The organism is Pseudoalteromonas sp. S8-8 (assembly GCF_000497875.1).
Lineage (GTDB): Bacteria > Pseudomonadota > Gammaproteobacteria > Enterobacterales > Alteromonadaceae > Pseudoalteromonas > Pseudoalteromonas arctica.
On the sequence record NZ_AUTR01000035.1, the window covers coordinates 37,523 to 53,607 of the forward strand.

At 40.2% G+C, this 16,085-nt stretch carries 13 protein-coding genes; 12 read left to right on the top strand and 1 reads right to left on the bottom strand.

The features are described from left to right. The first annotated feature begins 162 nt into the window (after positions 1-162). The 10 genes from tsaE to L659_RS0110995 all read left to right on the top strand — a co-directional run bounded on the left by tsaE (position 163) and on the right by L659_RS0110995 (position 10,890). Entirely contained in the window at positions 163-630 is a 468-nt protein-coding gene (gene tsaE / locus L659_RS0110950) for a tRNA (adenosine(37)-N6)-threonylcarbamoyltransferase complex ATPase subunit type 1 TsaE (protein WP_007586392.1), read from the top strand. A gap of 27 nt (positions 631-657) precedes the next feature. After that, positions 658-2,001 (top strand): N-acetylmuramoyl-L-alanine amidase, encoded by a 1,344-nt coding sequence (locus tag L659_RS0110955; protein WP_024590566.1) that lies wholly within the window; start codon positions 658-660, stop codon positions 1,999-2,001. Between the two features lie 36 nt (positions 2,002-2,037). Next, positions 2,038-3,885: a DNA mismatch repair endonuclease MutL gene (mutL, locus tag L659_RS0110960; protein WP_024590567.1), complete on the top strand. Its 1,848-nt coding sequence runs from the start codon at positions 2,038-2,040 to the stop codon at positions 3,883-3,885. A gap of 10 nt (positions 3,886-3,895) precedes the next feature. Further along, positions 3,896-4,813, top strand: a complete 918-nt coding sequence (miaA, locus tag L659_RS0110965; RefSeq protein WP_024590568.1) for a tRNA (adenosine(37)-N6)-dimethylallyltransferase MiaA — start codon at positions 3,896-3,898, stop codon at positions 4,811-4,813. A gap of 76 nt (positions 4,814-4,889) precedes the next feature. Continuing rightward, on the top strand, positions 4,890-5,153 hold the full coding sequence (hfq, locus tag L659_RS0110970) for an RNA chaperone Hfq (protein WP_024590569.1): 264 nt from the start codon (positions 4,890-4,892) through the stop codon (positions 5,151-5,153). Between the two features lie 15 nt (positions 5,154-5,168). Then, positions 5,169-6,458: a ribosome rescue GTPase HflX gene (gene hflX / locus L659_RS0110975; RefSeq protein WP_007586404.1), complete on the top strand. Its 1,290-nt coding sequence runs from the start codon at positions 5,169-5,171 to the stop codon at positions 6,456-6,458. A gap of 100 nt (positions 6,459-6,558) precedes the next feature. Further along, positions 6,559-7,728: an FtsH protease activity modulator HflK gene (gene hflK / locus L659_RS0110980; RefSeq protein ID WP_010554352.1), complete on the top strand. Its 1,170-nt coding sequence runs from the start codon at positions 6,559-6,561 to the stop codon at positions 7,726-7,728. Between the two features lie 5 nt (positions 7,729-7,733). After that, entirely contained in the window at positions 7,734-8,612 is an 879-nt protein-coding gene (gene hflC / locus L659_RS0110985) for a protease modulator HflC (protein WP_010554353.1), read from the top strand. A 214-nt stretch (positions 8,613-8,826) separates the two neighbouring features. After that, on the top strand, positions 8,827-10,140 hold the full coding sequence (locus L659_RS0110990) for an adenylosuccinate synthase (protein ID WP_010554354.1): 1,314 nt from the start codon (positions 8,827-8,829) through the stop codon (positions 10,138-10,140). Positions 10,141-10,251: 111 nt separating this feature from the next. Continuing rightward, positions 10,252-10,890: a tetratricopeptide repeat protein gene (locus tag L659_RS0110995; RefSeq protein WP_007586412.1), complete on the top strand. Its 639-nt coding sequence runs from the start codon at positions 10,252-10,254 to the stop codon at positions 10,888-10,890. 69 nt (positions 10,891-10,959) lie between these two features. Here L659_RS0110995 and L659_RS0111000 read toward each other — a convergent pair whose 3' ends face one another. Continuing rightward, the gene (locus tag L659_RS0111000; RefSeq protein ID WP_007586413.1) at positions 10,960-12,807 is read right to left on the bottom strand and encodes a cation:proton antiporter; all 1,848 of its coding nucleotides are present in this window, start codon (positions 12,805-12,807) and stop codon (positions 10,960-10,962) included. Positions 12,808-13,685: 878 nt separating this feature from the next. Here L659_RS0111000 and proB point away from each other — a divergent pair. Further along, on the top strand, positions 13,686-14,792 hold the full coding sequence (proB, locus tag L659_RS0111005) for a glutamate 5-kinase (protein ID WP_010554355.1): 1,107 nt from the start codon (positions 13,686-13,688) through the stop codon (positions 14,790-14,792). Continuing rightward, positions 14,789-16,036: a glutamate-5-semialdehyde dehydrogenase gene (locus L659_RS0111010; protein ID WP_024590570.1), complete on the top strand. Its 1,248-nt coding sequence runs from the start codon at positions 14,789-14,791 to the stop codon at positions 16,034-16,036. Before proB ends, L659_RS0111010 begins: the two co-directional genes overlap by 4 nt. Positions 16,037-16,085: the final 49 nt, after the last annotated feature.

Here is a 16,085-nt window from a genome sequence, read left to right on the forward strand (position 1 = left end):
ACAATAATACAGTTTCAAAGTATCGAAAATAGACATCCATACACAACTTCTATCATTAGCTTATCTGGTTTTTTTATGTCTAAAACCTCAATTTATCGCCTTAAATTAATATTCTGGTATGATTAGCAAATATGCGCTTTTGAATGAATTTTTGAGGTAGTAATGACGCGTAGTTTTGAATTTCATTTGACTGATGAAGTAGCCACGGTCGCAATGGGTAATTGCGTTGCTGATATTATAGAGCAAGGTGCGGTTATTTATTTACATGGTGATTTAGGCGCTGGTAAAACAACGTTTACTCGAGGTGTAGTGCAAGGCTTTGGACATACAGGTAAAGTTAAAAGCCCAACATATACACTTGTTGAGCCCTATGAACTCGAGCGCGCAAATGTTTATCATTTTGATTTATACCGCTTAGGTGATCCTGAAGAACTAGAATACATGGGAATACGCGATTATTTTTCACCAGATGCAATTTGCGTTGTTGAGTGGCCAGAAAAAGGTGGTGAATTTATTCCTGTGCCTGATTTAGATATTACTCTAAGCTATATGGGTAACGAACGTAAAATTGTTATTAATAGCGCCAGTGAGCGTGGTGTAGCAATTGTCGAAAAACTAAATAACAAATAATAATATAGTTAAGGCAGTAATTATCAAATGAGCCGAGGTGTAGTTAAACTCTTTATTTACCTTATGGTTATTACCATAAGCTTGCCGCTGTGGGCCAAAAATACAATTAATAGTGTACGCGTATGGCCATCCCCTGATAGTACGCGTGTGGTATTTGATTTAAATGATAAGCCTGACTTTAGCTATTTCATGCTTAAAAACCCAAGCCGCTTAGTAATTGATTTAGAAAACACTAGCGAGTTAAAAATACTACCAGGTGTACCACCAAAACATCAAATAGTGAGCAAGCTACGCTACTCAAAACCTAAAAATAAGCACAGTGTTCGGTTAGTGTTTGAATTAAACGCACCAGTAAAGCCAGTTGTATTTGCTTTAGCGCCTACAGGCCCTTATAAAAACAGGCTCGTTGTCGATTTATACAATAAAAGCCAAGCTACTACAGTTGTTTCTCCTGCTCAAACAGCCGCTAAAAACCGCCAGTTAAGCCAAGAACGCGATATTGTGATTGCAATTGATGCGGGTCATGGCGGCGAAGATCCAGGTTCAATTGGTCCCTCTGGCACGTACGAAAAAACAGTAACACTGCAAATTGCAAAACGTTTAGAGCGCATGATTGATGGCGAACGTGGGATGATTTCGCGCATGGTACGAAGCGGTGACTACTTTGTAAAACTTAATACGCGCACCAATCGTGCTCGTGAAAAAAAGGCCGACTTTTTTGTCTCTATTCATGCTGATGCATTTACGAGCCCGGGACCAAATGGTGCCTCTGTTTGGGTGTTGTCGTTAAGGCGTGCTAATTCAGAGATAGGTAAATGGATAGAAGATAAAGAAAAGCACTCTGAGCTTTTAGGTGGCGCTGCGGATGTAATGAAAGATGCCGCTAACGAAAAATACTTAGCGCAAGCATTACTTGATATGTCGATGGATCACTCTATGAAAACCGGCTTAAACGTAGCTGACGAAGTGGTTAAAGAGTTACGTAAAGTTGCTAAGCTGCATAAAAAAGATCCCCAACATGCGAGTCTTGCTGTACTTAAATCACCAGATATCCCATCAATTTTAGTAGAAACAGGGTTTATATCTAACCCACGAGAAGAAAAGCTGCTTAAAAGTGCTAACCATCAAGAGCGTTTGGCTAAAGCTATATTTACTTCAATTAAAAATTACTATTTAAAAAATCCACCTGATGACTCTTTATTTGCTAAATTAAAGTCGCAATATCCAACAAAGCACAAGGTACGCCCGGGTGAATCTTTAAGTATGTTGGCGAGTCGCTATGGCATTACAGTCACTGAATTAAAACAAGTTAATAAGCTTAGCTCTAATACTTTGTTTATTGGGCAAGAGCTCGATATACCACAAAGTTAGTCATTATTATTAGCGCAATGCTTGCTAGGAAATCTCATGAATATTGAAATATTACCCGCGCGTTTAGCTAACCAAATTGCCGCAGGCGAAGTGGTTGAGCGCCCAGCGTCGGTAGTAAAAGAGCTAGTCGAAAACAGTTTAGATGCTGGCGCTACACGTATTCAGATAGATATAGAGCGTGGCGGTCATAAGCTTATTCGTATACGTGATAACGGTTCAGGGATAAGTAAAGATGAGCTAACGCTCGCGCTTTCTCGTCACGCTACAAGTAAATTAAAATCTCTAGATGACCTTGAAAATATTTGTTCACTTGGTTTTAGGGGGGAAGCGCTTGCGTCAATTAGCTCTGTATCGCGTTTAACGCTAAGCTCAAAACCAAAAGATCAAGAAGCTGCTTGGCAAGCATTTGCAGAAGGTCGCGATATGGCCGTGCAAGTAAAGCCAGTAGCGCACCCTGATGGCACAACCATTGAAGTAAAAGATTTATTTTTTAACACCCCAGCTCGTCGTAAATTCTTGCGTACCGAAAAAACTGAATTTAGCCATATTGATGAGTTGATAAAGCGTATTGCGCTTAGTCGCTTTGATGTCTCTATTACACTAACTCACAACGAAAAAGTAGTAAGGCAGTATCGTGCGAAGACAGATCCCTCTCAGGCTATTACACGTGTAGCGCAAGTTGCAGGTAAGGCTTTTGCTGAGCAAGGTTTGCATATTCAATCAGGAGAGGGTGGCTTACAGCTGCATGGTTGGGTGCTACCTGTAGGTTCAGCTAATACGACTCAGTATACTTATGTTAATAATCGTATGATGCGCGATAAGCTTATTCTGCATGCTATACGCCAGGCATTTGAAGAAGTAAGTGGAACACAAGAATTACCCGGTTTTGTCATTTATATTGATATAGACCCTCGCCAGGTTGATGTAAATGTTCATCCAGCTAAGCATGAAGTGCGTTTTCATCAAGGGCGCTTAATTCATGACTTTATATTACAGGCTATTAAGCAAGTGGTAGTGCCGCTGCAAGGTGAGTTTACGAATGAACCGCTTAGCTCTGAGATGGAATCTGCGCCTGTGTTTATGGGGTCAGCGCATAGTAGTTCTAATGATACAAAAGCGGATGGAGTATTTGATTACCCTAAATCGCAATTACAGCCCTCTTACTCTGGAAGTGCTGGTAGTTCATCATCAGGTACTAGAAGTGTTGGCGGTGGCGGGGCATACCGTGCTACACCAAGTACGAGCCATCATGATGTAAACGCGTTTTATCAAGGTGTGAGTGAGCAACACGCTGCGCATTTTGATAATGTAGCAAACATACCCGTAGCACAACACCAGTTAGAGTCTGCGCATAATGTTTTAAAGACAGTTTCAATCATCAGTGTTAATGAAGGTGCGTGTGTATTTAGTGTTGAGCAGCAATTGTATTGCTCACATTTCAAATATGCATTGGTAGATGATTGGCATAATCAAATTAAAGAGTCCGGAAGTTTAGAAGGGAAAGCTCTTTTGCTGCCCGTAAGAGTAAACTTATCAAAAGAAGATTGCTTACTTATAGAAGCTCAGCAATCGTGGTTTACTTTACTTGGTTTTGAACTCGTAATAGAAAAACAGTTTGTAATGGTTAAAAAATTGCCAGCGTGCTTATATTTACTTGATGTAAGTACAGCGATAGGTGAGCTACTTGATGGGTGTAAAGCAGATCTTGAAAATATAGAGAATTGGTTAGAGTGGCAGATAAAATGTGTACCTCCCCGGTTTTATTTAAGCAATGTGTTTTTAGCGCAACAAATGCGCTTACAAAATAATCCGCAAACTATTGAACGCTTACGCGAAAAAGCAGTTAAAATAGAGCTAAATCACTATTTAATGCAATTAGATTAAGGTATCAGTGTTGAGTAATTTACCAGTCATATTTTTAATGGGTCCAACTGCTGCTGGTAAAACAGCATTGGCAATCTCACTGTGCGAGCATTTAAATACAGAAATAATCAGCGTTGATTCAGCGTTAGTGTATAAAGATATGAACATTGGTACTGCAAAACCCGATGCAGAAGAACTTGCTAAAGCTCCGCATCATCTGATCGACTTACTTGACCCGAGTGAAACATATTCAGTTGCTGATTTTAGGCGCGATGCAGTACAAAAAATTGACGAATTTCATAGACAAGGTAAAGTACCTGTATTGGTTGGAGGTACAATGTTGTACTTCAAATCTTTAATTGATGGTTTATCGCCTTTGCCTGAAGCAGATACAGTAATAAGATCAGAGCTAGAAGCACAAGCTAAAGAATTTGGCTGGCCTCATTTATATAAAGAATTAGTTAAAGTTGACCCAAAAGCAGCCGAAAAAATAAGTGAAAATGACTCACAAAGAATTAATCGAGCTTTAGAGGTTTACAGGTTAACTGGTAAGACCATGACTGAGTTGCAAAAGCAAAAGCAGCCGGCTTTACCTTATACTTTTCATCAATTTGCGATTGCACCGCAAGAACGCAGCGAATTACACAGCCGAATTGAAGAAAGGTTTAAAATAATGATTGATCAGGGGTTTGAAAATGAAGTTTCGACCCTATATCTACGTAAGGATTTACACCCCAATATGCCTTCTATTCGTTGTGTTGGTTATAGACAAATGTGGGATTACCTTGCGGGTGAAACAAGCCATGATGAAATGGTTTTTCGTGGCATCGCAGCAACACGTCAATTGGCAAAACGTCAGTTAACGTGGCTTCGTAGCTGGCCTGATGTTACTTGGTTAACAACAGGTGACGAAGAAAACTTGCATCGTGTAGTAAGTTCGCTAAGCTAGTAGTAGTTGAATGTTTTTTTATCAAATAAGTTCAGCCACTTAATTATAATAACACCTAGAACGAAGGAACAATAACATGGCAAAAGGCCAATCGTTACAAGACCCATTTTTGAATGCACTACGACGTGAGCGCATTCCAGTATCAATCTTTTTGGTAAATGGCATAAAATTACAAGGCAAAATTCAGTCATTTGACCAATTTGTTATTTTACTAGAGAACACCGTAAATCAAATGGTTTATAAGCATGCAATTTCAACAGTTGTCCCTGCTCGCGCAGTTAACTTCCAAGCAGTTCAAGGGAGTGAAGAAACTGAAGAGCCAGAAGCTGGTAACTTTTAATTAGGAGCATAATGTTTGTTTGACCGCTATGAATCCGGCGAACAGGCAATTTTAGTTCATATCGACTTACCTAAAGAAGGGGATCGTGAAGATCTTCATGAATTAGAAATGTTGGTATCTTCTGCTGGTGTTAGTAGTTTGGCGGTTGTGCAAGGCAGCCGTCAAGCACCACATCCGAAACTATTCGTCGGTACCGGTAAAGCAGAAGAAATAGCTGAGATTGTCAAAATCCACAATGCAGATGTCGTAATTTTCAATCATCAACTCAGACCGTCACAAGAGCGTAATTTAGAGCGTGTTTGTCAGTGTCGTGTGCTTGATAGAACGACGCTAATTCTTGATATTTTTGCCCAACGTGCACGTACCCATGAGGGTAAGCTGCAGGTTGAATTGGCACAACTTCGCCATATGTCTACTCGATTAATTCGGGGCTGGACCCATCTTGAACGCCAAAAAGGCGGGATTGGTTTACGTGGACCTGGTGAAACCCAACTTGAAACAGATAGACGATTACTTCGTGCCCGAATTCAAAATATCCGTGCGCGTTTAGCTAAAGTAGCAGTGCAACGCGAACAAGGTAGGCGAGCTCGTACTCGTAACGAAATACCTACGGTATCGTTAGTTGGCTATACCAATGCGGGTAAATCTACATTATTTAATCGAATTACGAATTCAGATGTATACGCGGCCGATCAGTTGTTTGCAACGCTTGACCCGACTCTACGTAAGCTTGAATTAGGTGATGTTGGTCCTGTTATCTTAGCTGATACAGTGGGCTTTATTCGTCATTTACCGCACGACTTAGTTGCTGCTTTTAAAGCAACGCTAACTGAAACTCGTGAAGCTGATTTACAGTTACATGTAATTGACGCAGCAGACTCTCGTCTTCAAGAAAATATTGAACAAGTACAATCGGTGCTTAAAGAAATTGAAGCCGATGAAGTACCACAGCTATTAATTTATAATAAAATTGATGCGCTGGATAACGTAAGCCCACGTATTGATCGAGATGACGAAGGCCAACCTATAAGAGTATGGCTTAGCGCTCAGACTGGTGAAGGGTGTGAATTACTTAGTGAAGCTATTAGTGAGCTACTTGCTAAGAAGATGTTTAACGAAACATTATTTCTTACGCCATTGTATGGTCGCCTAAGGGCTGCATTGTTTAGTTTAAATGCAGTACATGAAGAACGCTTTGATGAGCAAGGTAATTGGCTGTTAGATGTTAGAATGCCAATGGTTGAGTGGAATCGTTTAATTAAAGAATTTGGTCCTGAAATTGCTGGTTTTATCAACCGTAATTAAAAATTGACGTTTTAATGTCGGTTTTTGTATGAGAAACGCGGTAGATTTGTTAGATTTAACACAATTTCCTAATTTATTTAGATAACAATGGAGTATAGCTATGGCCTGGAATGAACCGGGTAATAATGGCAATGACAAAGATCCGTGGAATAATAAAGGCGGACGTGATCAAGGCCCACCTGATTTAGACGAGGTGTTCCGCAAGTTTAGTAACAAGTTCGGCGGCTTATTTGGCGGGAAAAAATCCGGCAATGGTAGCGGCGGTGGACTTGGCGGAGCCGGTATTTCATTCATACTTATTATCGCCGTTATTGTATGGGCGTTAAGTGGTATTTATACGGTTAAAGAAGCCGAGCGTGGTGTGGTTCTTCAATTTGGTAAATATGACCGAATTGCTGATCCTGGTCTGCGTTGGAAAATGACGTTTATTGAAACGGTAATCCCAGTAGATATTGAAGCAGTTCGTTCATTATCGGCTTCTGGTTTCATGCTTACTGAAGACGAAAACGTAGTGAGCGTTGAGTTTCAGGTGCAATACCGTGTTATTGACCCATACCTTTATGAATTTAGCGTAACTAACGCTGATAGTAGCTTAGAAGAAGCACTAGATAGTGCACTACGTTACGTTGTGGGCCATGCAAAAATGGACCAAGTATTAACTAATGGCCGTGAGGTTGTGCGTCAAAATACATGGGATGAGCTTAATAAGATTATCGAACCATATAACTTAGGTTTAATTGTTACTGACGTGAACTTTAAAGACTCTCGTCCGCCAACTGAAGTTAAAGATGCATTTGATGATGCGATTGCTGCACAAGAAGATGAAGAACGTTTCATTCGTGAAGCAGAAGCATATGCTCGTGAAATTGAACCGCGTGCTCGTGGTCAAGTAACGCGTATGACTCAAGAAGCGGAAGGTTACCAAGAGCGTATTACATTAGAAGCACAAGGTGAAGTAGCTCGTTTTGAAAAGCTATTACCTGAATATCAAGCAGCTAAAGAAGTTACTCGTGAGCGCTTATACATTGATGCAATGGAAGAAGTGTTAGGGAGTAGTTCTAAAATATTGGTTGATGTTAAAGGCGGTAATAACATGCTTTATTTACCACTTGATAAGATCATGGATAAGCAAGGGACAGCAACACGTGTTGCACTTCCAAGCTCTAGTGATATTCAAGATTTACGCAATAAAGTAAATACGTCGCGCAATAGCTCTGTTAATAGTGGCAATGACCGCTTTAACAACGACCGCTTCAATGATGGGAGATAATCATAATGAAAAACTTTAGTTTAGTAATACTATTAGCTGCCATTGTTATGTCTTTCTCATCGGTATTTGTTGTACCTGAAGGGCAAAAAGCAATTGTAATGTTATTCAGTAAAGTACAAAAAGACAGCGACGATCAAGCGATTGTATATGGCCCAGGCCTACAATTTAAGGTGCCATTTTTTAGCCAAGTACGTCGCATTGATGCACGTATTCAAACGCTAGATGGTGCGCCGGACCGCTTTGTTACTAGTGAGAAAAAAGACTTAATTGTTGATTCGTTTGTAAAATGGCGTGTTAATGACTTTAGCGCTTTTTACTTGCGTGCCCGTGGCGATAAGCAATATGCTGAAACGCTACTTAAACAAAAAGTAAATAATGGTCTTCGTACAAACTTTGGTACACGTACAATTCGCGAAATTGTATCGGGTGAGCGTAGCGAGTTGATGGAAGAAGCGTTAGTACAAGCTTCTGAAAGTGCACGTGAGCTTGGTATTGAGGTGCTAGACGTACGTGTTAAGCAAATTAACCTACCACAAGAAGTGAGTAGCTCTATTTACCAACGTATGCGCGCTGAGCGTACTGCTGTTGCAAAAGAGCACCGTTCTGAAGGTCAGGAAAAAGCCGAGACTATTCGTGCGGGTGTTGACCGTCGTGTAACAGTAATGCTTGCCGATGCAGAGCGTAATGCGCGTTCTGTACGTGGTCAAGGCGATGCTGATGCAGCAGGCATCTATGCAAGCGCGTATAACAAAGACCCTGAGTTCTTTAGTTTTGTGCGTTCGCTCGAGGCTTACAAAAAGACTTTTAAAAATAAGCAAGACGTTATGGTGCTTTCACCAGATAGCGACTTCTTCCAATATATGAAAGGCGCTAAAGCTCAATAGGCTTTACGCTAATTATTTAAAAGTTAAAAAGCCTCGCATTTGCGGGGCTTTTTGTTAAACACAGTCTAGTGCTTTAAATCACTGTTATTTATGTGGTTATTAGCTAATATTTGGATATAACAAATGCGCGCAGAAAAAATAAGCTGAACAGGGGTGATCTTTACTTTAGTTTTCTGGTAAAATCTCGTCCTAATTTTCTCTAAGTGAATTTACGATGGGTAAAAACGTTGTTGTATTAGGCACCCAATGGGGTGACGAAGGAAAGGGTAAGGTAGTTGATCTCCTTACAGACAAAGCATCTTTAGTAGTTCGTTATCAAGGTGGCCACAATGCGGGTCATACTTTAGTTATCGAAGGTGAAAAGACGGTTCTACACCTTATTCCATCGGGTGTATTACGTGACAATGTTAAATGTGTGATTGGTAATGGTGTAGTTTTATCACCAGAAGCGCTAATGAGAGAAATTGGCATGCTTGAAGAACGCGGCGTACCAGTACGCGAGCGTCTTTTAATAAGTGAAGCATGTCCGCTAATCTTGCCTTTCCATGTTGCATTAGATGTAGCCCGCGAAACTGCTCGTGGCGATAAGCCAATTGGTACAACTGGCCGTGGTATTGGTCCTGCGTACGAAGATAAAGTGGCTCGCCGTGGTTTACGCGTAGGCGATTTATTTAATCCTGAATTATTTGCAGCTAAATTAAAAGAAGTTCTTGAATACCATAACTTCACTTTAGTTAACTACTACAAAGTAGACGCTGTAGATTTCCAAAAAACGTTTGATGATGCAATGGCTGTTGCTGATATCTTAAAAGCAATGGTTGTAGATGTAACTGAGCTTTTAGATCAAACGCGTTTAGCAGGCGAAAACATTTTATTTGAAGGTGCACAAGGTACGTTACTTGATATCGATCACGGTACTTACCCTTATGTAACATCTTCAAATACTACAGCTGGTGGCGTTGCTACTGGTGCAGGTTTTGGTCCATTAAACCTTGATTACGTTTTAGGTATTATTAAAGCGTACACTACACGTGTTGGTTCAGGCCCTTTCCCTACAGAGCTTTACGACGGTCTTGAGAAACAAGATCCAGTTGGTAAGCACTTAGGTGATAAAGGCCATGAGTTTGGCGCTACAACAGGTCGACTTCGTCGTACTGGTTGGTTAGATGCAGTGGCTATGCGCCGTGCGGTTCAAATCAACAGTATTTCAGGTTTTTGTTTAACTAAGCTTGATGTTTTAGATGGCTTAGAAACGCTTAAAATCTGTATTGGTTACAAGCTTGAAGATGGCACAGTTACTAACGTAACACCATTAGCAGCTGAAGGTTACGATAAAGTAACGCCAGTATACGAAGAAATGCCAGGTTGGTCAGAAAACACTGTTGGTGTAACGAGTCTTGACGGTTTACCAAAAGCTGCGATTGACTACATCAAGCGTATTGAAGAAATTACGGGTGTTCCAATTGATATTATTTCTACAGGTCCAGACCGCGTAGAAACTATGGTACTTCGCAACCCGTTTGCGTAATTACCATTAGATTAAAAAAAGCTGCCTAGTGCAGCTTTTTTTGTATCTAAAATTCACCTTGGAACGATCTTTGTATATATTTTAATAAGTTTATTTTTATAAGTGGTGAGCATGCGTTTATTTTACCGTAATTGCGTATTAAGGCTTTCGTTAATTCCGCTGTCTTTATTTATAGCAACCAACAGCTTAGCTACAGAAAGCCCTGCTGCTGTACCGCTGTATACAGAATCTGAGCTAATTGCGTTAATAAATAAAAATACGCATTTAGCGCGGGTAAAGGCAGATGATTGCCAGTTAGTGCAAGATATAGAAGCACGAGCCAATAAAATGGCATTGCCGTCTTATCAATTTTTATACGGCGATATGCTGGCTTATAACGTGTGCGTGGATCGTAATGTAGAGTTAGGTGTGTATTACATGCGAAAAGCGGCTGAGCAAGGCTTAGCGGCAGCGCTAGAGCAGTTAGGGCGTTACTACGACACTGGGCGTTTAGTCCAGCAAGATAAAGCAATGGCAATTACGTATTTGCGTGAAGCGTCGTCGCAAGGCAATTTAAAAGCACAACTACGTTTGGTTAAATTATTTAATGATGGCTATGGCAGCCCGCGAGATTTTGAAGATGCATACCGTTGGCTATTTAATTCTATGGTGGCAGATAAAGCTACTCATAAAAAAATTGAGCGAGCGTTGACTAAGTTAGCGCAAAAAATGCCAGATAGTGTGGTTGCGCGAGCTCGTCTTCCTATTTAATGGCCCTTAAAAACAAAACCCTAACTTTTTAAGTTAGGGTTTTTGAGTTTTTACTACCTGTAAAAGTGTTTAACTTTCTTCTTTAGCCTTTGTTTGCGGGTCTTTTAAAACCGACATTTTAGGCGGCTGTAATGCAACAACACGTTCACCTTCTTGCGGTGGTTTTTCCATGTTGATTGTAAACGGTCTTAGCTTAATAGGCGTATCGTCGTCGCTGTCTTTATCACCTTTAAGAATAAACAAAGGGATAGCCTCAGGGTTCATTTCTAGGTATTGCTCCCAGCTAAACTCATCCGAGATACGTGTTGAACTAACCTTACCGCCTTTAGCTATAATACTGCTTAAACGTGCATACGAGCCTTCGTCTCCAAACAATATTTGTCTAGATAAAAACGTTGCACTGTCTTTATTTGCTTTAGCATGCGACGTTGATGAGCGAAGCGAAAATACATTTTTTTCATTAAGTAAATGCGAAAAGTATTGAACGCCTAGCGCATTATGATGACGGTTTGGCGATAGCGCTAAGACACTGCGAATAGTTGTTAGAGGTAAGTAGCGTTCAGCATGCTCTGATTGCGGGTTACCATAATAACAAGCTAAGCCATCCATACGTGCCATTCTGCAGTTTTCCCATGCAGGATCTGAAAGGTGAACCGGAATATTCTGCTCTTGTAAGCCACGTCCAATTGCACGCGATACATGGTTTGCACCAATAATTAATATTGTGTTTGGCGATGGTTGGCGTACACCTAATAGCTTGGCAACAGGGATGGCTGTTAAGCTTTGCAGCACAACCGTAATGATGATCACCGTAAATATAAGTGGCACCATCTTTTCAGCATCAGCAACGCCAGCTTCCATCATACTTAGTGCAAATACCGACCCAACTGCTGCGGCAACTATACCGCGTGGAGCAATCCAGGCAAGTACCAAGCGAGACTTCATTGGTAAGTCAGTACCAAAGGTCGAAATAGCAATACACAGTGGGCGTGCAACAAAAAGCACAATAGCTAAAAATATAAATACATCGCTGTCGAGCATCATCAAATCAGAAAGCTGTAAACGTGCTGCAAGTAAAATGAACAGCGTTGATATTAATATCATCGACAAGTCTTCTTTAAACTCAAGTACAGAATCTATTTCTAAATCGTCTTGGTTCGCAAGCCAAATACCAAATACAGTTACTGCTAATAAGCCTGATTCATGGCTTAAATAATTTGATACAGAAAAACTAATAAGGACTAGTGCTAAAATCCCAAACTTATGTAATTCAAATGGCAGCCACTCGCGACGCATTAATAGGGTTGTTAGCCAACCTGCAGCAACACCAATACTTAAACCGACACCTAGGGTTTTAACTAAAGCAATAATAGTATGACTAAATACTTCGCCTTGGCCTACAAGCATTACAGCTTCAAATACCAATACAGCAAATAATGCGCCAATTGGGTCTATTACAATACCTTCCCAGCGAAGTATACGGTCTATGTCTTGTGTTGGGCGCATTGAGTTTAATAGCGGTGCTATAACGGTAGGGCCAGTAACAACGAGTACTGCGCCTAGTACCGCAGCAACACGCCAGTTAAGCTCAAGCAACCAGTAGGCGCTTAGGCTAATAATAATGCAGGTAGTAAGCATACCGATTGAGCAGAGATTCCTTACAACTTTTCCTATCCCTTTTAATTCTCTGAAATGCAGAGTTAAGGAACCTTCAAATAAAATGATGGCAACGCTTAGTGATACTACTGGAAACAGTAAATCACCTAAAAGTGCATCAGGGTCTAAAACACCACTAAATGGTCCAAGTAAAAGACCAGTAAGCAATAAGAAAAGAATAGCGGGTACTCTAAAAGCCCACGCGACCCATTGGGCAAGCACAGAGCAAAGTGCGATACCGGCTATGTAAATTGCTGACATAGATTAAGAATTCCTTATTTATGACGATATGTTTAGAAAGTATAACTTTTGTTAATTATTAATACAGGGGTATACACCGGAAACTCAAATATTACTAATCAATTTTAGCTGCTTATAAAAGATTAGTAGGCTTAAATTATTTAGCGAGAACTTAGCCACCTTATTTTAAAGTGTATTAATTGTTTAATTTATTGAATTTTAATAACAATATAAAGGGTATGAGTGTTTTGTATTAACTTAGTTCGAATTTTAACCTTGATTTTAAAGGGGTATTTGGTGTATTATACTTCGTGTTCTAATAATTAGTCATCTAACGAAGTTTATTGAAGATAAAACAGGCTTGTTAATCTTAACGTCATTTTTAATCTTTATAATCATGTGTTAGTGATGTTTCTAGTATTTGAGCATTACAAAATATCATTTGCCGAATTCTTGGTATGGTTTTGCCAAACAAGTTTATTTAATTATTTAATTATTTAAGTAAATAAAGGTTTGAGTTGAACTATTACTTTCAATATTTAGCCCCCCATCGTGGCGGTTAAATCTCGGTCCTTTGGTCTTCACCCTATCTGTTGGTGTATCAGACTTTAGAGGCTCTATGTATGTTGTTAATAAAAAAGCCACACACAGCTTTTTACAGCGATGCATAAACAACACTTTTAAATTTTTTGATTAGTGCTGCTCAATATTATTGGGTTGTTGCTACTTTTACTTAACCTCAAATCTAAGCTTCTTGTTTTAGATATGGTTTTTGCGTGTGTGTAAAAAAGTGTTGCCTAAATGAAAAGAAAAATTCGAAGCTATGTTTTAAACCTAGCTACTTAGTTTTAGCTCGTCTAATTAAGATGAGCGCAGATAAAATGGAAAGTTGAGCATTTATGCAAAAGTTAAATTGGCGACGTATCGTACTTAAAGTAGGTAGTGCATTAATTGCACCAGATCAAGATGGCTGCCGTTCGCGTTACATATTAACCATCGCACAGTTCATTGTTCGTTGTCGTGCCCGTGGAATCGAGGTGATTTTAGTATCATCGGGTTCTGTAGCGGCTGGAGCGCATTTATTCCCATCAGACAAACCTCGCTCTGTGGTGATGAAAAAAGCAATGGCGGCAGCAGGCCAAACAGAAATGATCGCCATGTGGGACCGCTTTTTTGACTTTCCATCTGCGCAGTTATTATTAACGCATGGCGATTTACGTGACCGCGAGCGTTATCAAAGTATTCGCGAAACAGTGTTTACTTTACTTGAGCATGGTGTTTTTCCTATCATTAATGAAAATGATGCTGTAACTACCGACGACTTAAGAGTGGGTGATAACGACAACTTATCAGCAATGGTCGCAGCAGCTGCCGATGCCGATGCTTTATTAATATTCTCAGACGTTGATGGGTTATATGATAAAAACCCTAACTTACATGATGATGCGGTGTTACTGCCTGAAATAAAATCAATTGATGAATCTATTTATGCTATGGCAGGATGTGCTACAAGTGCTGTTGGTACTGGTGGTATGAAAACCAAAATAGAGGCGGCAGAAAAAGCAACGTCACATGGTATCGCGACTTATATTATAAACGGCTTTAAAGAAGAAACATTTACGAAACTGCTAGCTGGGGAAAATCCTGGTAGCGTATTTTTACCGTACGAAAAACCGATGCAAGATTCTGTACATTGGATGACACACACAGCAAATGAGCAAGGTGAAGTTGTTGTTGATGGATCATTTGATGAATCCCTTGAAGGTGAAAGTGGATGTATTCGCGGTGATGAAATCATGGAAGTCCATGGTGAATTTGCTGTTGGTGATACCATTTTAGTACGTAGTGAAGACGGTACGCGTTTAGCTAAAGCGACCGCAAATTATAGTAGCTGTTTGTTAAACTTTATTGCAGACAACGAACAGAGTGAATTCAGCGAAAAAATGCAGGATTCAATTGGACCAGTTATATCTGAAAAACATATCGCATTATTGGAGAAGTCATGAGTTTAATTACGGACATTTCACGCCAGACAGCTAAAGCTGCCCATACACTTGCTTTACTCGATACCGAGACTAAAAATCAAGTACTAGTTGAAATGGCAGCGGCATTAAGAGAGCAAAAAGCATTTATAATCAAAGAAAACGAAAGTGACCTAAGCGCAGCACGCGACAATAACTTAGCAGCCTCAATGATCGACCGCTTAACGCTAAACGATGAGCGTATTGAAGCAATGGCAGAAGGTATTGAAGTAATCGTAAGCCTGGACGATCCTGTTGGTCAGCTACGTGATATTACAGAGCGTCCAAATGGCATTAAAATTCGTAAAATGCGCGTACCTCTTGGCGTTGTATGTATGATTTACGAAGCACGCCCAAATGTAACAGCAGACGCTGGCGCATTATGTTTTAAATCAGGTAATGGCGTAATTTTACGTGGCGGTAAAGAAGCACTTAAAAGTTCGCAAGCTATCGCAAGTGTAATGCACAGCGTACTTGAAAAGCATAACTTACCAGTATCACTTATTTCAGTGATTCCAGATCCAGATCGTGCACTATTAATGGAATTAATGCAGCAACGTGAAAGCATTGACTTAATAATTCCACGTGGCGGTGAAGGCTTAATTAACTTTGTAACTGAAAACAGTACGATCCCAGTAATTCAGCATTACAAAGGCGTTTGTCATCTATATGTAGATAAAGATGCAGACCTAGAAATTGCGCTTAACTTACTACTTAACGGTAAAACGCAACGTACGGGTGTTTGTAATGCACTTGAGGGCTTAGTAGTTCATCAAGATGTTGCAGATGAGTTTTTAAATCTGTGCGCAGTTGTATTACGCCAAGAAGGTGTAAAAATAAATGCTGACAGCTTTGCAGCTAAATACTTTGATAATGCAACTGTGTTAGCCGATAACGAATTTGGTGAAGAATACCTAGACCTAGAAATCGCTATTCGCGTTGTTCCAAGCTTTACGGCAGCGGTTGAACACATTGCACAGTTTGGTTCAAACCACACTGAAGTAATTTGCACTAAAAACGCAGCCGCTGCAGAGTTATTCCAGCGTAGTGTTGATGCTTCTGTAGTTATGGTTAATACATCATCTCGCTTTTCTGATGGCTCACAGCTGGGTCTAGGCGCAGAGATTGGTATAGCAACTTCTAAGCTTCATGCATACGGCCCTATGGGACTTGAGTCACTTACTACTGAGAAGTACTTAGTGAATGGTGAAGGCCAAGTTCGCGAGTAACCGCTAAAGCTTAATTTCATTAAAAAGCCGAGTATGGGAATACTCGGCT